Origin of the sequence: Microbacterium sp. Beta (genome assembly GCF_005502545.1) — a bacterium.
Taxonomy (GTDB): domain Bacteria; phylum Actinomycetota; class Actinomycetes; order Actinomycetales; family Microbacteriaceae; genus Microbacterium; species Microbacterium oxydans.
This window is the reverse complement of sequence record NZ_SCOG01000027.1, coordinates 18511-37891: the sequence shown is the minus strand read 5'-3', so window position 1 is coordinate 37891 and position 19381 is coordinate 18511. Positions and strand designations below refer to the sequence as shown.

Here is a 19381-nt window from a genome sequence, read left to right as displayed (position 1 = left end):
TCAAAACTTAGTTTGATCTTGCTTAGTCAAGATTGACTATGTTACTTTCATCGAGCCATCAACGACGAACGGCCGAGAAGGGACCCTCATGGCTACTTCCCCTGCGGAAACCCGATTCCGCATCACTGCCACCCTGACGTGCGTTCTCGCCGCCACGCTGACGCTCGGAGCATGCTCCGCGCAGACGCCAGGCGGCGATACCGCCCCCACGAGTGCGAACGACAGCGACGCCTGCAAGCGGAATCAGGATGCCGGCACCATCACCTACATCTCCGGTTACGGCTACTCCGCCAGCGCCGGTCAGCTCGATGTGTTCCTCGCCGAGGAGCTGGGCTACTTCGACGATCTGTGCCTCGATGTCGAGATCAACGCCTCAGGGGCGAACGGGCAGCAGCTCGTGGCTTCCGGGCAGGCGCAGTTCACCGCGCTCGGCTCCGCGTCCGATGTGATGCTGGCGGCCGCCAACAGCAAGAACCTCACGGCGGTCGCCACCTACGGCACCACCCCGCCGTTCTCCATCTTCGGCAACGAGAAGCTCGAGAGCCTCACGGACCTCGAGGGCGGATCGCTCGGGTACTTCATCAACCTGACACCGATCGCCTCGGCCATGCTCGACGAAGCCGGGGTCGACGTCTCGAAGGTCGAGATGGTGAAGATGACCAACTACGACCCGACCGTCGTGGTGCGCGAGCAGGTCGACGCGATCGTCGGCTACGCCTCGAACCAGCCCCAGTCGCTCAAGGCACAGGGCATGCCGTTCAGCGAGTTCCTCCCCTCCGACCTCGGCGTCGAGGGCACGTACAACGTGATGGAGGTCAACTCCCGGTTCCTCGATGAGCACCGCGAGGTCGCCGCCGACTTCATGCGCGCGAGCCTCAAGGCGCTCCAGTACTGCCTCGACGAATCCGATGCGTGCATCGACAAGCTGGCGAAGCTGGCCGAGGACAACGGGCAGGGAGCCGCGTTCCCGCGCGAGCAGCTCGCCCGCACGTGGGAGGTGGAGTCCGCCTGGGTGCGCGAGAGTGCCGGCGGCAACCCCGGCGTGCAGAACGAGTCCATGTGGGAGCCCGAGTACGCCCTCGTGAAGAAGTACGGCGACGTCAAGGAGCTGCCCGCGATCGCCGACATGATGGACGCCGACCTGGTCGCCGACCTCTACGACGGTGACACCCTGATCTGGCAGGAGAAGTGATGACGGTCGCACACGGCGCCGGCGTCGAGGTCAGGAACGTCTCGAAGTCCTTCGGCGTCGACGGCGCGAAGGTCACCGTGCTCGATGACGTGAGTCTCACGATCGGGATGGGCGAGTTCGTCTCGGTGATCGGGCCCAGCGGTTGCGGGAAGTCCACGCTGCTCAAGGTGGTCGCCGGGCTCCTCGACGCCGACTCCGGCACCGTCACGATCGACGGCGAGAGCGTCAGGGCGGCCTCGCGTGACAAGAAGATCGGACTCGTGCCGCAGTCTCCGGCGCTGCTGCCGTGGAAGACGGTGCGCGAGAACGTCGAGCTCCCCGTGCGGATCAACCGCGGGGCCAACGGCGACCGTGCGCTCCGCGACCCGGCCGAGCTGCTGTCGACCTTCGGCCTCGGCCATGCACTGAAGAAGTACCCGGGGCAGCTCTCCGGGGGTATGCAGCAGCGCGCCGCGATCGCCAGGGCGTTCGTGTTCGACCCGGCGATCATGCTGATGGACGAGCCGTTCTCCGCCCTCGACGAGATGAACCGGGACCTGCAGCGGATCGCTCTGCTGGACTTCTGGCAGTCGAACCGCAAGGCCGTGATGTTCGTCACGCACTCGGTGCCGGAGGCGATCATGCTCTCCGACCGCATCGTGGTCATGGCCGCGCACCCCGGACGCATCGCCCAGGTGATCGACGTGAACCTGCCGCGACCGCGTACCGAAGAGGCCTACGCGACGGACGAGTTCCGCGAACTGGAAGCAGTCGTGCGCGGTGCGCTGCGCGCGCAGACGGAGAAGGCCCATGTCTGAGCTGACGATGAGAGACACCACCGCGACGATCGCGACCGCCCGTCTGAAGGGCCAGCCCCGCCGCGGCGCTCCCTCCTGGCTGCGGTGGGGATCGTGGGGCCCCACCCTGATCACCTTCGTGATCGCCGCGCTGCTCTGGCAGGTCGTGGCCTGGACCAACCCATACGTGCTCCCCACGCTGGAGGCGATCGGTGCGAGCCTCGTCGATGACGCCGGCATGTACTGGTCGAACTTCCTCGTCACGCTGCTCGAGGTGGTGGTCGGTGCCTCCGCCGGCATCCTCGCCGGGTTCCTCCTGGCTGTGGTGATGGCGGAGTTCCAGATCATCGAGCGGGCGGTCATGCCGCTCGTGATCATCGTGATGGTGACCCCCATCGTCGCGATCGCCCCGGCGCTGGTCGTGGCGTTCGGCTTCGGCATGGTGCCGAAGTTCATCGTGACCGGCCTCGTGGTGTTCTTCCCGATGCTCGTGAACTCCCTCGCAGGGCTCCGCGACGTCGACCAGAAGGCCATGGACGTGTTCAAGACGCTGCATGCCTCGCGGTGGGAGATCTTCCGCGAACTGCGCTTCCCCGGCAGCATGCCGTACGTGTTCGCCGGCCTCCGCATCGCCCTGCCGCTCGCCGTGGTCGGCGCCGCGGTCGCCGAGTTCGTCGCGGCGGGGCAGCAGGCCGGCCTCGGCTCGCTCGTCACCACCTCGGCCGCCCAGGCGAACCTCCCCGTCACCTGGGCCAGCATCGCCCTGCTGTGCCTGCTCGGCGTGCTCCTCATCATCGTCCTCGCCCTGGTGCGCAAGCGCGTGCTCTGGTGGAGCGACGGCGAGGTCACGGCCAAGGGCTGACGCGGCGCCCGCCTCCCGGGACGGGATCCCCCACCCGTCCCGGGGTTCCTCCGGCGTGCCCGGAGAACAGCCCAGATCCACCCGAACCACCCACAAGGAAGGCACCCGCACATGACCGATCAGAACACCGTCAAACCGCTGCGTCTCGGCCTCTTCGAGAACGCGCAGGCGAACGACTCCGGCACCGCGACCTGGCGGCACCCCGACAACGGGCGCTACCTGTTCGACAAGCTCGAGTACTGGCGCGACACCGCGCGCATGGTCGAGGACGCCGGGTTCGACTTCCTTTTCCTCGCGGATGCCTGGGGCTGGGCCGACGTCGCGGGTGAACGCCCCGACATCTGCTCCGTCGAAGGCCTCGATCTGCCCCGGCTCGACCCGGCGATCATCCTTGCCGCACTCATCCCCGAGACCACGCGACTGGGGCTCGTCGCCACCGGATCCACGCTGCTCGAGCCGCCCTATTCGTTCGCGCGCCGCATGGCGACGCTCGACATCCTCTCGGGCGGACGCATCGGCTGGAACGTGGTCACCACGGGCACGGCCGACACCGCGGTGCAGGGCTTCGGTGTGCCGATGGTCGGCCACGACGAGCGCTACCTCATGGCCGACGACTTCATGCAGGTCGTCTACAAGCTGTGGGAGCAGGCGTGGGAGGAAGGCGCCCTGGAGCGCGACAAGGCCGGTCGCTTCGCCGACCCGTCCAAGGTGCACCGCATCGCGCACGACGGTCCCTATTTCCGCTCGCACGGCTACGGCAACACCTCGCGCTCGCCGCAGGGGACGCCGGTGCTGTTCCAGGCCGGGGCATCGCCCGCCGGTCGCGAGTTCGGCGGCAAGCACGGCGAGGCGATCTTCGTCGGCAGCGGTTCGGTCGAACAGCTCAGTGCGCACTCGAGTGCGATCCGCGAGGAGGCCGTCAAGAACGGTCGCGGGGCCGACGAGGTCAAGATCATGTCGGCGTTCGCCGCGGTCGTCGGCAGCACCGAGGAGGAGGCCCGGCGCAAGTACGCCGAGGTCGCCGACGCGCAGAACCCCGATGTCACGGTCGCCTCCTACGCATGGTTCACCGGCCTCGACCTCTCGGCGTACGCGCCGAACACGCCGATGTCGGAGCTCAGCACCGAACTCTCGCAGACGCAGGTCGCCCGCTTCGCGGACAAGACCGTCGGCGATGTGCTGGGGGATTGGCACGCGCACGGCGTCGGAGCCCGCCCCATCGTCGGCACCCCGGAGCAGGTCGCTGACCGGATGATCGAGCTCGCCGACGGCGCCGACCTCGACGGGTTCCTGTTCGCCCCCGTCATCCCGCCGGCCTCGACCGTCGACTTCATCGAGCACGTGCTGCCGATCCTCAAGGAGCGCGGCGCGATCGCGGAGCCCTCGTCCGAGCCGCAGTCGCTGCGCGAGCGCCTGATCGGCACGCCCACGCCGGCGCTCGCCGAGTCGCACACGGGCTCGCAGTACCGGCGGACGATGTCGCGTGTCTGACACCCTCGCCGGCGTCGCCGTGGTGGGGAGCGCGAACCTCGACCTCGTGGTCGAGGTCTCGCGCCCTCCGCTCGTCGGTGAGACGCTCCTTGGCCGTGCCGGTGGCCGCTTCTCGGGCGGCAAGGGCCTGAACCAGGCCGTCGCCTCCGCCCGCAGCGGGGCGTCCACGCGGTTCTGCGGGGTCGTCGGAACGGACGAGGCCGGCGACGTGCTGCAGCGGACGCTGGCGGATGCCGGAGTAGAGGCGGCCCTGCGCCGAAGCGCCGTCGCCCCGACCGGTGTCGCCCATGTGCTGGCCTTCGACGACGGGGACAACAGCATCATCGTGGCGGCCGGCGCGAACGGGGAGCTCGGCGCCGATGACGCGGTCGCCGGGGTCGAGGGCGCCGCGGTCGTCCTCGCTCAGCTGGAGATTCCTCTCGCGAGCGTGGCGGCGGCGCTGCGGGCCGGCCGCGCAGCGGGAGCGCTGACGATCCTGAACGCCGCGCCCGCACACGCGGCGACGATCGGGATGCTCGCCGACGTCGATGTGCTGGTCGTGAACGAGACCGAGTGCGCCGAGCTCGGCGGCATCGACCGGCTGTACGCCGCAGGTGCCGGGCTCGTGGTCCTCACCCGAGGTGCCGGGGGAGTGACGCTGCACCGGGCGGGAGACGACCCGCTGCACGTCGACGCCTTCCGGATCGATCCGGTGGACACGACCGGCGCCGGTGACGCGTTCTGCGGGGCACTGGCAGCTGCGCTCGCTCAGGGGGCTGCCATCCAAGCGGCGCTGATCCGCGCCTGCGCTGCCGGCGCTGTCGTCGCCCAGCACCGCGGCGCGACGACGACTGCTCTCTCGCCCACCTCGATCGCGGCGCTCGTGGCGTCGCGCTGAGGTCAGTCCGAGGCGGCAGCGTCAGCCGTTGCCGCGCTCTCGACCGTCTCGCCGGCGAAGGTGTACTCGCCGTCGCGCAGACGAGCCAGCAGGTCGAGCAGCCACTGCTTCTCCGCAGTGAGACGCGCGGTGGAGAGGTCGAAGATCTCCCGCACGTACTTCGGGGTGGTCTCGGAGCGCAGGGTGTCCTGCACATCGAAGCCGTTCTGCGTGATGATCGCGTCGCTCTTGATGAGGCGGTGCTCGAGGCCGGCGATCACCTCCTGCCGGCTCAGCACGAACATGAACGAGGCCACGGTCATGATCGCCTGCGTGTCGAAGGCCGCCACGTTCCAGAGGTTCTCGCGCAGCATGCGCTGCAGTTCGACCTCGCCGGCCGGAGTGATGCGGTACGTCGTGCGGGCCGGACGCTTCCCCTCGGCTTCGGTGCCGCTCTCGGCGATGTAGCCGTCGACCTCGAGCGCGCGCAGGGCGTTGTAGATCGAGCCCGGCTGGATGTGGGCCCACTCGTCGACGTGCCACGTCATGAGTTCTCGGCGGAGGAAGTACCCGTGCACGGGCTGGAACTGCTTCACGGCACCGAGGACGACGAGGCGGGTGGTCGACATGACCCTCATGCTAACGGCTGGGATCACACATTCCTGTTGTTTGCATGATCAAAGTTGCCTATTATCTAAACTAGTCAAAGTTGACTAACGAAAGGAAGCCGAAATGACGACTGCCGTGACCGACGCGCTGCCGAACGATGCCCTGCCGCGCGATCTCGCCCTCCGCCGAGCCTTCTCCGTGTATCCGACCGGCGTCGTGGCCCTCGCCGCGCACGTGGAGGATCGCGCCGTCGGCATGGCCGTCAACTCCTTCACCTCGATCTCGCTCGAACCTGCGCTGGTCGCGATCAGCGCGGCCCGCACGTCGAAGACCTGGCCGGTGTTGCGTGCGGTTCCCGAGCTCGGCATGAGCGTTCTCGCAGCGCACCACGAGCCCCTCAGCCGGTCGCTCTCCGCGCGAGAGGGCGACCGGTTCGGTGGGCATGAGTGGCGGCGCACGGATGGGGGCGCCGTCCTGATCGCCGACGCGGCCCTGTGGCTCACCTGCCGTCTGCACAGCACCTTCGACGGCGGGGACCACGAGATCGCACTGTACGAGATCGCCGACGTCACGTTGTTCGACGACATCGAACCGCTCGTCTTCCATCAGAGCCGTTACCGCTCCATCGCCGCCCCCGAGAGCGCGTGAGCACTTCGCCGCTCGGGACGATCGTCGGACGGGTCGTCCCCGGCGACGGCCGCGGGCGTGAGCTCGGCTTCCCGACGGCGAACCTCGAACTCGATGGTGCGCGTCTGCCTGAGGACGGGATCTACGCGGCGTGGGTGCGGATCGACGATGATCCGCGGCACCGTGCGGCGAGTGTCAGCGTCGGGACGAACCCGACCTTCGAAGGCGATCGCGGCCGACGCGTCGAGGCGCACCTGCACGATGTGGACCTGGATCTGTACGGCCGACGGCTGGCCGTGACTCTCGTCGCGCGTCTGCGCCCGACCCTGCGCTTCGACGGCGTCGACGCTCTGATCGCGCAGACCGCAGACGACGTGACCCGCTGCCGCACCCTCCTCACCTCCTGACCCCCCGGCACCCGCGTGTCGGCGGCAGTGGGAGAGGTGGGGAGAGGGGGTCAGTCGCGGGCGGTCTGGAGGATGGTCCAGAGCTCGGCGCGGGCGGGGAAGGTGGACAGGTCGACGTCGAGCAGTGCGCCGGCTTGGGCGATGCGGGTGCGCAGGGTGTGTCGGTGAATCCCGAGAGCGTTCGCGGCGGATTCGGCCTTCGCGTCGTGCTCGAGCCAGGTGCGCAGCGAGCGCTCGAGGTCGGCGCCGGTGCGGGCATCGTGCTCGCGCACCGGGGCGAGTCGAGACTCGGCGACCAGGCGGGCCTCGTCGGTCGCGAGGGCGGTGAGGATGCTCGACCCCACGGTGTCGGCGTACCGGGCGGTCCCGTGCGAGCCCTGCTGGCGCAGCGCGGTGAGTGCCTGCGCATGGGCACGGGCGAACGAATCGTAGCCCTCCGAATCGGAGACGCCGATGCGGATGCCGAACCGCGCGGCGACCTCATCGAGCAGCCCTTCGTCGGCGACCGACACGCACATCGTGACGCCGTCCTCCGACTCGGCCAGGAAGAAGGAGGTGCCGTGTTCGGACCGGTGTCGCTCCCACCAGTCGGCCAGGGGTCCCGCAGGGGCGTCGGCCGCGACCGCGACCAGCACGGGCGCGGGTGGCAGGCTTCCCAGCACCCGCCTGGCGAGAGAGGGGTCGTCGGCGAGGAGAGAGCCGAGGAGCTGGGTGTGCAGGCGGCGTCGGCTGCGCGCCAGCTGCTCGCTCTGCTCCATCGCGAGTCCCGCCATGGCGATGACCGATGTCACGACCGAGCGTGCTTCGGGGTCGAGCGTCTCGATGGCCAGGGCGATGACGCCGCGCAGGTGTCCGCCGCGGCCCACCGTGAACAGCATGAACGAGTGACCCTCGATGCTGAGCGACTGCCCGGCCTCGAGCCCCCGCGTGAGGATCTCGACCACGCGGGAGCCGAGTTCGTCGAGCACACGCGCCTCGATGGCGTCACGCGGGTGAGCGAACGTGAGGGCTCCGGCGGCGTCGAACATGCCAGACCAGACGTCGAGCCGACGCCCGAGCTCCGCGATCGTCGCGTCGAGGCCGTGCGGACGGAGGGCGGCGAGGGCCAGAGCGCGCTGCGTGTCGAGCGCCCATGACCGTCGTGCATAGGCCTGAGCCGCGATGGCCTCGGAGTGTGCACGTGCGACGGCGATGAACGGGGTGCGATACGGTACGGCGAACAGGGGCATCCCGTGCACAGCGCAGGCCTCGACGAGCTCGTCGGGGATCCCTGAGCGATGCACCTCGGTACCGAATCCCAGGCCGATCACGCCGCGGTCTGCGAGCCGCCCGACATACGTGTCGATGCTCACGGCCTCGTCGAACTGCGTCCCCGTGGTCAGCAGTGCCAGGTCTTCCGAGAGGAACGGGGTCGGGTCGGCGAGGTCGGAGCTGTGAACCCAGCGCAGGGGGCGGTCGAGAGCGCCTTCCGGGATGTCGGCTTCGCGAGGCACCAGCGAGAGCCCGAGGTCACGACGCTGCAGCAGCGCGCGCAGGGTCGGCTGAGCGGTGACGGCCATGACATTCTCCGGAACTTGTACACGCAGGCGAACTGACGCTACAGATTGTACAGACCGGTGAATGCAGCAGTCTCGGTCACCGCCGTACGCTCGCGAACATGGCACTCCTCGACACCGCAGCCCCCGCAGTCCCTCTCGGTGGACCCGACCTCCCGCAGGAGCGTCGCCTGGTCACGGACCTCCCCGGCCCCCGTTCGGCCGAGATCCTCGCGCGCAAGGCGGACGCCGTCGCCGCGGGTGTCGGACACACGGTTCCGATCGCGGCCGTCGCCGCGGGCGGCGGAGTGGTCGTCGACGCCGACGGCAACTCGCTCATCGACCTCGGTTCCGGCATCGCCGTGACCACGGTGGGCAACGCGCACCCCAAGGTCGCTGCGGCCGTCGCCGCTCAGGCCGCGCAGTTCACGCACACCTGCTTCATGATCTCGCCGTACGAGTCCTACGTGGGCGTGGCCGAAGCACTCAACCGCGTCACCCCCGGCGACTTCGCCAAGAAGAGTGCCCTGTTCAACTCGGGCGCCGAAGCGGTCGAGAACGCGATCAAGATCGCCCGCAAGCACACCGGTCGCCAGGCCGTCGTCGCATTCGACCACGGCTACCACGGCCGCACGAACCTGACCATGGCGCTCACCGCCAAGTCGATGCCCTACAAGAGCGGCTTCGGCCCGTTCGCCCCCGAGGTGTACCGCGCGCCGATGTCGTACCCCTTCCGCGACGGACTCGACGGGCGCGAGGCCGCGGCCCGCGTGATCCTCCAGCTCGAGAAGCAGATCGGTGCCGACAACCTGGCCGCGGTCATCATCGAGCCCATCCAGGGCGAGGGTGGCTTCATCGTCCCGGCCGACGGCTTCCTCCCCGCGATCGTCGACTGGTGCCGCGCGAACGGCGTCGTCTTCATCGCCGACGAGGTGCAGACCGGCTTCGCCCGCACCGGTCACATGTTCGCGAGCGAGATCTTCGGCATCGAGCCCGACCTGATCACCACGGCCAAGGGCATCGCCGGCGGCCTCCCGCTCGCCGCCGTCACCGGTCGTTCCGAGATCATGGACGCCTCGCACTCCGGCGGTCTCGGCGGCACCTACGGCGGCAATCCGATCGCCTGTGCCGCGGCCCTCGCCTCGATCGACGTGTTCGAGAACGACGGCGTCATCGAGCGGGCACGCGAGATCGGCACCATCCTCATCGACCGTCTCACCGCGATCCAGCAGAACGACCCGCGCGTCGGAGACATCCGCGGCCACGGCGCCATGATCGCCGCCGAGTTCGTGGATCCCGAGACCAAGGCACCGAACGCCGCTCTCACGGCGGCCGTCGCGAAGGCGTGCATCGCGCAGGGCGTCATCGTCCTCACCTGCGGCACCTACGGCAACGTCATCCGCTTCCTTCCTCCGCTCTCGATCGGCGACGACCTGCTGAACGAAGGACTCGACATCGTGGCCGCAGCCCTGGCTGCAGCCGCCGAATAACATGCAGGCCGCGCTCCCGCGCGGCCTGACCCCCTGTCCGGTCGCGACCCCAATCGGGGGATTTCGGGTCGCGACCGGCACTACTTCCCCCAACGAAGGAGTTGCAGATGTCTGAGATCACCCGCGACGTACTCATCATCGGTGCCGGAGCCGCAGGCCTCACGGCCGCGAACGACCTGCGCAAGGCCGGCCTGTCGGTCGCCGTGCTGGAGGCCCGCGACCGCGTGGGCGGACGCCTGTGGACCGACGTCATCGACGGTGCCATGCTCGAGATCGGCGGCCAGTGGGTCTCGCCCGACCAGGACGCGCTCAAGGACACGATCGAGGAGCTGGGCCTCGAGACCTACAGCCGTTACCGCGAGGGTGACAGCGTCTACGTCGGACCCGACGGGAAGACCCACCGCTTCACGGGGGAGATGTTCCCCGTCTCGCCGGAGACCGAGGCCGTGATCGCCCGCATCACCGGCATCCTCGACGCGCTGGTCGCGGAGATCGACCCCGATCAGCCGTGGGCGCACCCCAAGGCCGAGGAGTGGGACTCCATCACCTGGGATGCCTGGCTGCGTTCGCAGACCGACGACGACGAGGCCGTGCGCAACCTCGCCTTCGCCACGGGCTCCGCGATGCTCACCAAACCCACGCACTCGTTCTCGCTCCTGCAGTCGCTCCTGATGGCCGCGTCCGCCGGTTCCTACTCGAACCTGGTCGACGCCGACTTCATCCTCGACAAGCGCGTCGTGGGCGGTCTCCAGCAGGTGCCGCTGCGCCTTGCCGAGCGTCTGGGCGACGACGTGCTGTTGAACCAGCCCGTCCGCCGCCTCGAGTGGTCGGATGCCGGTGTGGTCGCCGTCACCGACGAGCTCACCGTGCGCGCCCGCCACGCGATCCTCGCGCACGCACCGGTTCTCTACAGCCGCATCTCGTTCGACCCGCCGCTTCCGCGCCGCCAGCACCAGCTGCACCAGCACCTCTCGATGGGCTTCGTCATCAAGGTGCACGCCGTGTACGACCGGCCGTTCTGGCGCGAGCAGGGTCTCAGCGGCACCGCGTTCAGCCCGTACGAACTGTCGCACGAGGCCTACGACAACACCAACCACGGCGATGAGCGTGGCACCCTGGTCGGCTTCGTCTCCGACGCCAACGCCGACGGTGTCTTCGAGCTCTCGGCCGAGGAGCGCAAGGCGCGCATCCTCGAGTCGCTGTCGCACTACTACGGCCCCGAGGCCAAGAACCCGGTCGTCTACTACGAGAGCGACTGGGGCAGCGAGGAGTGGACGCGCGGCGCCTATGCCGCCAGCTTCGACATGGGCGGCCTGCACCGCTACGGCGCGGACCTGCGCAGCGCGGTCGGACCGATCCACTTCGCGTGCAGCGACATGGCAGGCGCCGGGTATCAGCACGTGGACGGTGCGATCCGGATGGGACACCTGGTCGCCTCCAACATCGTCGATGCGAGTCGTGAGGCCGGCGCTGTCGAGAGCAGCAGCTGATGACCGGGTCGGTCGTCGTCGGATACACGGCGACGGACGCGGGAGCGGATGCCGCAGCGCTGGGTGCACGCATCGCCCGCAGCCTGGGAGCGACCCTGCACCTGGTGATCGTGCTGCCCAACGAAGGCACGCGCAGCGCCGCGGTGCCGCCGGAGCGCGCCTACGAGGAGCACATCCGCTCGCAGGCCAAGAAGTGGCTCGGCGACGCCGTCGTCCGGTTGCCGCAGGAGCTGATCCGCAGCGGACACGTCCGCTTCTCCGAGTCCTTCGCCGAGGGGCTCATCGCCGCCGGTGAGGAGTTCGGCGCACGTCTGATCGTGATCGGCGCGGCGGGCGGCGGCATCTTCGGACGCCACCGTCTCGGCAGCGTGGCCTCCGAGCTGCTGCACTCGTCGACCATCCCGGTGGCCCTGGCACCCGTCGGCACGGCGCAGCAGGACGACCACGTCATCCCGCGTGTCACGGTCGCGGTCGGCTCACGGCCGGGCGCGGACGCGCTGCTCGACGAAGCGGTGTCGCTCGCCGGAGACAGCGGTGTCGATCTGCGACTCGTCTCCCTCGTGCCGTTCGACGTGCCACCCGGCCTCGACACGGGAGCCATCCGCACCGTAGGGGACACGCACGGTCGAGAGGTTCTCGCGATGGCGACCGAGCTCCTCCCGGACGGGCGCACCGCCGCGGTCGAGAAGGCCCCAGGCGACACGGTCGAGGATGCGGTCGCGAACCTCTCCTGGCTTCCCGGTGAGGTCATCCTGGTCGGATCGAGCAGGCTGGCACAGCCGCGCCGACTGTTCCTGGGCTCCACGGCGGCGAAGATGCTGCACGTTCTGCCCGTCCCCATGATCGTCGTCCCGCGCACCCGCAACGAAGCAGGAGAACGCTGATGAGCAGCACCCACCGGGCGACGGAGCCCGAATCCGGCGTCACCACCGGGATCTCCACCAAGGGCCTGAGCGCCGGAACGGTCGGCCTGATCGGCGCGGTCGTGATCGGCATCTCGTGCATCGCGCCCGCCTACACGTTCACGGCGGCCGTCGGACCCGTGGCCTCCACCGTCGGGTCCCAGATCCCGGCGATCATCCTCGTCGGGTTCATCCCGATGCTCCTGGTCGCCTTCGGCTACCGCGAGCTCAACAACCGGATGCCCGACTCCGGAACGTCGTTCACCTGGGCGGCCCGCGCCTTCGGTCCCTGGGTCGGCTGGATGGCCGGCTGGGGCCTCGTCGTCGCCACGATCCTCGTGCTGTCCAACCTCGCGGGCATCGCCGTGGACTTCCTCTTCCTGCTGATCTCGCAGATCACGGGCAACCCCGACATCGCCTCCCTCGCGAGCGTCACCTGGATCAACATCGGCGTGTGCCTGCTGTTCATGCTCGGCGCGACGTGGATCTCGTACCGCGACATGCAGACGACGCAGAAGCTGCAGTACTGGCTCGTCAGCTTCCAGATCCTCGTGCTGCTGTTCTTCGCCGGGGCCGCGATCGTGCAGGCGGTGAACGGCAACGGCTTCGACTACCAGCCGTTCGACCTCGGCTGGTTCAACCCGTTCGCGATCTCGTCGTTCAGCGCCGTCGCCGCCGGCCTCTCCCTGTCGATCTTCATATTCTGGGGCTGGGACGTCACCCTCACCATGAACGAGGAGACCAAGGATCCGGAGAAGACCCCGGGGCGTGCCGCCACCGTCACGGTGCTCATGATCGTCTCCCTGTACCTGCTGCTGGCGGTCGCGATGATCATGTTCGCCGGCGTCGGCACCGGAGCGTTGGGCCTCGGCAACGAGGACATCCAGGAGAATGTGTTCTTCCACCTCTCCGGCCCGATCCTCGGCCCGCTCGCGTTCCTCGTGTCGCTCGCGGTGCTGACCAGTTCGGCATCGTCGCTGCAGTCCACGTTCGTGGGCCCCGCGCGCACCCTGCTGGCGATGGGGCACTACGGCGCACTGCCCAAGTCGTTCGCGAAGGTCAGCCCGCGGTTCTTCACCCCGGGGTACGCGACCATCGCCTCCGCCATCGTGGCATCGGCCTTCTACGCCGTGATGCGCATCGTCAGCGAGGACACGCTGTGGGACACCATCCTGACGCTCGGCATGATGATCTGCTTCTACTACGGGATCACCGCATTCGCCTGCGTCTGGTACTTCCGCAAGCAGTGGTTCGACTCGACGCGGAACTTCTTCTTCACGTTCCTGTTCCCGCTGGTCGGCGGCGCGATCCTCGCGGTGCTGTTCTTCACCACGCTGATCGACTCGATGGACCCGGCCTACGGCTCCGGCTCGCAGATCGGCGGGGTCGGCATCGTGTTCATCCTCGGCATGCTGATCATCGTCGTCGGCATCGTCGTCATGATCTGGAACGCGATCAGACGGCCCGCCTTCTTCCGCGGACAGACCCTGGGCATCGACGCACCGCCCAGTCGACGCAAGCGCTCCTAGCCCTCCTCACAGAAAGAGAATCATGAGCACTCAGACCGAACAGGCGCTCCTGGACAGCATCCCCACCGGACTCTTCATCGGGGGCCAGTGGATCGACGGCGAGACCGGCGGCACCTTCGATGTGAAGGACCCCGCGACCGGTTCCGTGATCCGCACCATCGCCGACGCGACGCCCGGCGACGGCATCCGCGCCCTCGACGCCGCAGTCGCCGCGCAGGACGCCTGGGCCGCGACGGCTCCGCGCCTGCGCAGCGAGATCCTCCGCAAGTCCTTCTACCTCGTGCAGGAGCACAAGGAGGATCTGGCCCTTCTCATGACGCTCGAGATGGGCAAGCCTCTCGCCGAAGCACGTGGCGAGGTCGGCTACGGCGGGGAGTTCCTGCGCTGGTTCAGCGAGGAGGCCGTGCGCATCAGCGGTCGCTACGGCATCAACCCCGAGGGCACCGGCCACATGGTCGTATCGCAGCGCCCGGTCGGACCGTCGTTCTTCGTGACGCCGTGGAACTTCCCGTTCGCCATGGCCACCCGCAAGATCGCCCCCGCACTCGCAGCGGGCTGCACCGTCGTGATCAAGCCCCCGGCACTCACGCCCCTGACGACCATGTACTTCGTCTCGCTGCTCGAGCAGGCAGGCCTTCCCGCCGGTGTCGTGAACGTCGTGCAGACGTCGAAGTCGAGTGCGCTGTCGGCGCCCATCATCGCCGACCCGCGCCTGCGCAAGCTCTCCTTCACCGGGTCGACCGAGGTGGGCCGCAAGCTCATCGCCCAGGCGGCCGAAGGCGTGCTGCGCGTGTCGATGGAACTGGGCGGCAACGCTCCGTTCGTGGTGTTCGACGACGCCGACCTCGACAAGGCCGTGGACGGTGCGCTGGCCGCGAAGTTCCGCAACATCGGCCAGGCCTGCACGGCCGCGAACCGCTTCATCGTGCACAAGGACGTCGCCGGGGAATTCGCCAAGCGCGTGACCGAGCGCGTCAACGGCATGAAGATCGGCCGCGGCACGGAAGAGGGCGTGGCGATCGGACCGCTCATCGACGAGGACGCCGTGGCCAAGGCCGGCGAGCTCGTGGACGATGCGGTCGAACGCGGTGCGACCCTGCTCGCCGGCGGCAAGGCCGTCGAGGGCACCGGCACGTTCTACGAGCCCACCGTGCTCACCGACGTGGTCGCCGGAAGCGCGATCCTCCGCGAGGAGATCTTCGGACCGGTGCTCGCGATCGCGACCTTCGAGACCGAGGAAGAGGCCGTGCGCCTGGCGAACGACACCGAGTACGGGCTCGTGTCGTACGTGTTCACCGAGAACCTGCAGCGCGGGCAGCGGATGATCGACGGGCTCGAGACCGGCATGATGGGTCTCAACGTGGGAGTGGTCTCGAATGCGGCCGCACCCTTCGGAGGCGTCAAGCAGTCCGGCGTCGGACGCGAGGGCGGCTTCGAGGGCATCCACGAGTACCTGTCCACCAAGTACACGCTGATCCCGGTCTCCTGACCTTCCGGGTGGGTCCCTGAGCTTGTCGAAGGGCCCACCCCACCCGAACGGCCTGGGTCCCTGAGCCTGTCGAAGGGACCCGCACACGAGAGGACAACCATGACCGACTACGCCGTCATCAACCCCGCCACCGGAGAGACGCTGGCGTCCTTCGACACCTTCACCGACGCTCAGATCGAAGAGGCCGTGGCCGCGGCCGACGAAGCCCACCGCGGGTGGTCGCGTTCGTCGACGGTCGCAGAGCGCGCTGCCCTCGTCCGCCGTGCGGCCGAGCTGCACCGCGAGCGCCGCGAGGAGCTCGCGGACATCTTCGTGCGCGAGATGGGCAAGCCCCGCGAGGCCGCGCTCGGTGAGGTCGACTTCGCCGCGGACATCGCCGAGTACTACGCCGACCAGGCGGAGTCGATCATGGCCGACCAGCCGATCGCGATCCTGGGGGAGGGGTCGGCCATCATCCGCCGCTCCTCGCTCGGTCCGCTCGTCGGCATCATGCCGTGGAACTTCCCGGCGTACCAGATCGTGCGCTTCGCCGCGCCCAACCTCATCGTGGGCAACACGATCCTGCTCAAGCCCGCACCGCAGTGCCCGGAGTCGTCGACCGCGATCGAGAAGATCTACCACGACGCCGGGTTCCCGAAGGGCGCCTACCAGAACGTGCTCGCCACGAACGAGCAGATCGCGACCATGATCGCCGATCCGCGCGTGCAGGGCGTCTCGCTCACCGGTTCCGAGCGCGCAGGCGCCGCGGTCGCCGAGATCGCGGGCCGCAACCTCAAGAAGGTCGCGCTCGAGCTGGGCGGCTCCGACCCCTTCATCGTGCTGTCGACCGACGACCTCGACGCCACCGTCCAGGCCGGCGTCGATGCGCGTCTGGACAACAACGGCCAGGCCTGCAACGGCGCCAAGCGCTTCATCGTCGTCGACGGTCTCTACGACGCGTTCGTGGAGAAGTTCACGGCGGCGATGGCCGCGGTCGAGGCGACCGACCCCATGCGCGACGACACGGTGCTCGGTCCGGTGTCGTCCGAGACCGCGGCGGAGAACCTGCAGAAGCAGATCGATCAGGCCGTCGAGCAGGGCGCCACGCTGCTCACGGGTGGCACCCGCGACGGTGCGTTCTTCGCTCCGACCGTGCTGGCCGACGTGACGCCGGAGATGAACGTCTACCGTGAGGAGCTCTTCGGACCGGCAGCCGTCGTCTACCGCGTGGCGGATGAGGACGCAGCGGTCGAGCTCGCGAACGACACCACGTTCGGGCTCGGCTCGTACGTCTTCACGACGGATGCGGAGCAGGCCGAGCGCGTCGCCGACAAGATCGAGGCGGGCATGGTCTACGTCAACCTCGTGCTGGCGGACAGCCCCGAACTGCCCTTCGGCGGCGTCAAGCGCAGCGGCACCGCCCGTGAGCTGGGACACCTCGCCGCAGACGAGTTCGTCAACAAGAAGCTCATCCGCATCGGCTGAGCGTGCGACGGACGGCCCCTCGCAGAGCGCGAGGGGCCTTCCGCATGCCCGCCTCGTGTTGCGGGACGGACGCCCTGTCGGCGGGGACACCGGGTGAGGGACAATGGCCGCATGAGCGCACACACCGATCCCATCGAGACGCTGACCACCGAACAGAGCTGGGAGCGGCTCCGCACGCAGGAGCTCGGCCGGCTCGTCACCCACGTGGGGGAGACGATCGATATCTTCCCCGTGAACTTCGTGGTCGACGGGGACGGCATCCTGTTCCGCACCGCACCCGGCAGCAAGCTGTTCGAGCTCACGGTGAACACCGATGTGCTGTTCGAGGTCGATGACCACACCGACACGGACGCCTGGAGCGTGATCGTGCGGGGCCACGCGAGTGCGTTGGAATCGGACGCCGACGTGCACAGGGCGGATGCGGCCGGCCTCCGCCCATGGATCCCCACCCTCAAACGCGTCTACGTGCGCATCGACCCGACGTCGGTTTCGGGGCGGGCCTTCCGTCGCAGTGCCGAGCCGGAGCTCGACGGGCCCCAGGAGTACTGACTGACCGTCAGGCCGATAACCGTCAGGCCGAGAAGAGCTTCAGGTCGGTCGGGGTGAAGTAGTTCTGGGTCACATCGGTGATCCGCACGAGGAACTTCCCCCGCTTCTCATCGATCGAGACGACCGTCCCGACATTGCCTGTCATCGTCGGTCCAGTGATCTGCACGGTGTCCCCGATGGCGAATTCGTTCATGGGAGTTCCTCTCCTTGCCGTACTGCTCCGGATCGGTACAGCACTCCGGTTCTTCTGATGGTCAGAGGCTAGATCGAGTGCGGTTGTGGAGACAGTGCCAGACGTCGCCATTTCGGGTGACATCTGTCACGGGTCCGGACGAGCCTCGCGCCCGCCCCCGGGCGTAGGGTCGAAGCATGGCAAACGTCGCTGAGAACATCGTCAAGACTCTGCACGCCAACGGGATCGACCGTGTCTACGGCATTCCCGGGGACTCGTTGAACGGCTTCACGGACGCGCTCCGCAAGGACGGCACGATCCGCTGGGTGCATGTGCGGCACGAGGAGTCCGCCGCCTTCGCCGCCGCCGCCGATGCCGCCACCACGGGCGAGCTCGCCGTGGTCGCGGGCTCCTGCGGGCCGGGCAACCTGCATCTCATCAACGGCCTGTACGACGCGAACCGCTCCCGCGTCCCCGTGCTCGCGATCGCCGCGCACATCCCCACGACCGAGATCGGCACCGGGTACTTCCAGGAGACGCACCCGCAGGAGCTCTTCCGCGAGTGCAGCGTGTACGTGGAGTATGTCGCCGACCCGAAGCAGATGCCGCGCCTGATGGAGATCGCCATGCGCGCAGCGATCGAGGAGCGCGGTGTCGCCGTCCTCGTGATCCCCGGTGACGTCGCCCTCGCCGACATCGCCGACGACCGCGCCGTCGTGATCGAGCGCGCCCGCCCCGTGGTGGTCCCCAACGGCGCAGAGCTCGAGAAGGCGGCGACGCTGCTGAACGCGGCGAAGAACGTCACGATCCTCGCCGGCGCCGGGGTCGAAGGCGCCCACGACGAGGTGATCGCGCTCGCCGACAAGCTGGGTGCTCCCATCGTCCACGCCCTTCGCGGCAAGGAGTTCATCGAGTACGACAACCCCTTCGACGTCGGGATGACGGGACTGCTCGGTTTCGCGTCCGGCTACCGCGCGATGGAGGCCGCCGACGCGCTGCTGGTGCTCGGCAGCGACTTCCCGTACGAGCAGTTCTACCCTGACGGTGCGAAGACGATCCAGGTTGACATTCGCGGCGCACAGCTCGGCAAACGGCATCCGCTCGATCTGGGACTGGTCGGCGACGTCCGGGCCACGGCCGAGGCGCTGCTGCCGAGGATCGCGCGCAAGGACGATCGCGGTCACCTCGACGACGCGATCGCGCACTACCGCAAGACCCGCAAGAAGCTCGACGAGCTGGCGGTGCCGGCGAAGGGGAAGCGCCCCATCCATCCGCAGTACCTCGCCAGGCTCCTGGACGAGTACGCGACCGATGACGCGATCTTCACCGCCGATGTCGGGTCACCGACCGTGTGGGCGGCGCGCTATCTCTCGATGACCGAGAACCGGCGCCTGATCGGCTCCTTCACCCACGGCTCGATGGCGAACGCGCTGATGCACGGCATCGGTGCGCAGGTCGCCCACCCCGACCGTCAGGTCGTCGCACTCGCGGGCGATGGCGGATTGGCGATGATGCTCGGCGAGCTGCTCACGCTGACGCAGAACAAGCTCCCGGTGAAGACGATCGTGGTCAACAACTCGTCGCTGAACTTCGTCGAGCTCGAGATGAAGGCCGCCGGCTTCGTCACCTACGGCACAGGACTGGACAACCCCAGCTTCGCCGCGATCGCCGAAGCCATGGGCATCTTCGCCCGTCGCGTGGAGCGCAGCGAAGACCTCCCTGATGCCGTGCGCGAGGTGCTGGCTCACGACGGTCCGGCCCTGCTCGACGTGGTCACAGAGCGGCAGGAGTTGTCCATGCCGCCGGCGATCGAGGCCGCGCAGGTCAAGGGCTTCGCGCTCTATGCGATCCGCACCGTGATGTCCGGACGCGGGGACGAGCTTCTCGACCTCGCGAAGGCGAACTGGCGCCAGCTCTTCTGAGCCGGCGCCACGCCGGGAT

Annotated in this window: 18 protein-coding genes; 15 read left to right on the top strand and 3 right to left on the bottom strand. The window is 68.6% G+C overall.

The window, feature by feature from the left end:
- The first annotated feature begins 88 nt into the window (after positions 1–88).
- The 5 genes from FFS56_RS18015 (at position 89) to FFS56_RS17995 (ending at position 5198) form a co-directional block, all read left to right on the top strand.
- Positions 89–1192 (top strand): ABC transporter substrate-binding protein, encoded by a 1104-nt coding sequence (locus tag FFS56_RS18015; RefSeq protein ID WP_046747846.1) that lies wholly within the window; start codon positions 89–91, stop codon positions 1190–1192.
- Complete coding sequence (locus FFS56_RS18010) at positions 1192–1989, top strand: ABC transporter ATP-binding protein (protein WP_017201539.1); 798 nt, start codon at positions 1192–1194, stop codon at positions 1987–1989. Before FFS56_RS18015 ends, FFS56_RS18010 begins: the two co-directional genes overlap by 1 nt.
- A complete protein-coding gene (locus tag FFS56_RS18005; protein WP_046747847.1) occupies positions 1982–2830 on the top strand; it encodes an ABC transporter permease in 849 nt (282 codons plus the stop codon). Before FFS56_RS18010 ends, FFS56_RS18005 begins: the two co-directional genes overlap by 8 nt.
- A 111-nt stretch (positions 2831–2941) precedes the next feature.
- Positions 2942–4321 (top strand): NtaA/DmoA family FMN-dependent monooxygenase, encoded by a 1380-nt coding sequence (locus FFS56_RS18000; RefSeq protein ID WP_058633055.1) that lies wholly within the window; start codon positions 2942–2944, stop codon positions 4319–4321.
- The gene (locus FFS56_RS17995) at positions 4314–5198 is read left to right on the top strand and encodes a PfkB family carbohydrate kinase (RefSeq protein ID WP_046747849.1); all 885 of its coding nucleotides are present in this window, start codon (positions 4314–4316) and stop codon (positions 5196–5198) included. The genes FFS56_RS18000 and FFS56_RS17995 overlap by 8 nt, the downstream gene beginning before the upstream one ends.
- Positions 5199–5200: 2 nt before the next feature.
- On the opposite strand, the gene FFS56_RS17990 is transcribed toward FFS56_RS17995, so the two are convergent.
- Entirely contained in the window at positions 5201–5806 is a 606-nt protein-coding gene (locus FFS56_RS17990) for a PadR family transcriptional regulator (RefSeq protein WP_046747850.1), read from the bottom strand.
- A gap of 103 nt (positions 5807–5909) precedes the next feature.
- Here FFS56_RS17990 and FFS56_RS17985 point away from each other — a divergent pair, with 103 nt between their 5' ends.
- Positions 5910–6434, top strand: coding sequence for a flavin reductase family protein (locus FFS56_RS17985; RefSeq protein WP_046747851.1), 525 nt, complete (start codon positions 5910–5912; stop codon positions 6432–6434).
- Positions 6431–6820, top strand: a complete 390-nt coding sequence (locus FFS56_RS17980; RefSeq protein WP_046747852.1) for a riboflavin kinase — start codon at positions 6431–6433, stop codon at positions 6818–6820. Before FFS56_RS17985 ends, FFS56_RS17980 begins: the two co-directional genes overlap by 4 nt.
- A gap of 50 nt (positions 6821–6870) precedes the next feature.
- Here the strand turns inward: FFS56_RS17980 and FFS56_RS17975 are convergent, their stop codons facing one another.
- Positions 6871–8379, bottom strand: coding sequence for a PucR family transcriptional regulator (locus FFS56_RS17975; RefSeq protein WP_127012566.1), 1509 nt, complete (start codon positions 8377–8379; stop codon positions 6871–6873).
- A 98-nt stretch (positions 8380–8477) separates the two neighbouring features.
- Here FFS56_RS17975 and gabT point away from each other — a divergent pair, with 98 nt between their 5' ends.
- From gabT to FFS56_RS17940, 7 genes are all read left to right on the top strand, one after another.
- On the top strand, positions 8478–9845 hold the full coding sequence (gene gabT, locus FFS56_RS17970) for a 4-aminobutyrate--2-oxoglutarate transaminase (protein WP_046747854.1): 1368 nt from the start codon (positions 8478–8480) through the stop codon (positions 9843–9845).
- A 107-nt stretch (positions 9846–9952) separates the two neighbouring features.
- Positions 9953–11335: an NAD(P)/FAD-dependent oxidoreductase gene (locus tag FFS56_RS17965; RefSeq protein ID WP_127012565.1), complete on the top strand. Its 1383-nt coding sequence runs from the start codon at positions 9953–9955 to the stop codon at positions 11333–11335.
- Positions 11335–12219: a universal stress protein gene (locus tag FFS56_RS17960; RefSeq protein ID WP_045264684.1), complete on the top strand. Its 885-nt coding sequence runs from the start codon at positions 11335–11337 to the stop codon at positions 12217–12219. The genes FFS56_RS17965 and FFS56_RS17960 overlap by 1 nt, the downstream gene beginning before the upstream one ends.
- Complete coding sequence (locus FFS56_RS17955) at positions 12219–13766, top strand: APC family permease (protein WP_046747856.1); 1548 nt, start codon at positions 12219–12221, stop codon at positions 13764–13766. The genes FFS56_RS17960 and FFS56_RS17955 overlap by 1 nt, the downstream gene beginning before the upstream one ends.
- Before the next feature lie 22 nt (positions 13767–13788).
- Positions 13789–15255: an NAD-dependent succinate-semialdehyde dehydrogenase gene (locus tag FFS56_RS17950; RefSeq protein WP_137772203.1), complete on the top strand. Its 1467-nt coding sequence runs from the start codon at positions 13789–13791 to the stop codon at positions 15253–15255.
- Positions 15256–15354: 99 nt separating this feature from the next.
- Positions 15355–16719 carry an NAD-dependent succinate-semialdehyde dehydrogenase gene (locus tag FFS56_RS17945; protein WP_058632128.1) on the top strand — a complete coding sequence of 455 codons (1365 nt, stop codon included), beginning with the start codon at positions 15355–15357 and terminating at the stop codon, positions 16717–16719.
- Positions 16720–16830: 111 nt separating this feature from the next.
- Entirely contained in the window at positions 16831–17268 is a 438-nt protein-coding gene (locus FFS56_RS17940; protein ID WP_046747859.1) for a pyridoxamine 5'-phosphate oxidase family protein, read from the top strand.
- A 22-nt stretch (positions 17269–17290) separates the two neighbouring features.
- On the opposite strand, the gene FFS56_RS20640 is transcribed toward FFS56_RS17940, so the two are convergent.
- Positions 17291–17461, bottom strand: coding sequence for a hypothetical protein (locus tag FFS56_RS20640; RefSeq protein ID WP_164734110.1), 171 nt, complete (start codon positions 17459–17461; stop codon positions 17291–17293).
- 176 nt (positions 17462–17637) lie between these two features.
- Here FFS56_RS20640 and poxB point away from each other — a divergent pair, with 176 nt between their 5' ends.
- On the top strand, positions 17638–19362 hold the full coding sequence (gene poxB, locus FFS56_RS17935; RefSeq protein ID WP_046747860.1) for a ubiquinone-dependent pyruvate dehydrogenase: 1725 nt from the start codon (positions 17638–17640) through the stop codon (positions 19360–19362).
- Positions 19363–19381: the final 19 nt, after the last annotated feature.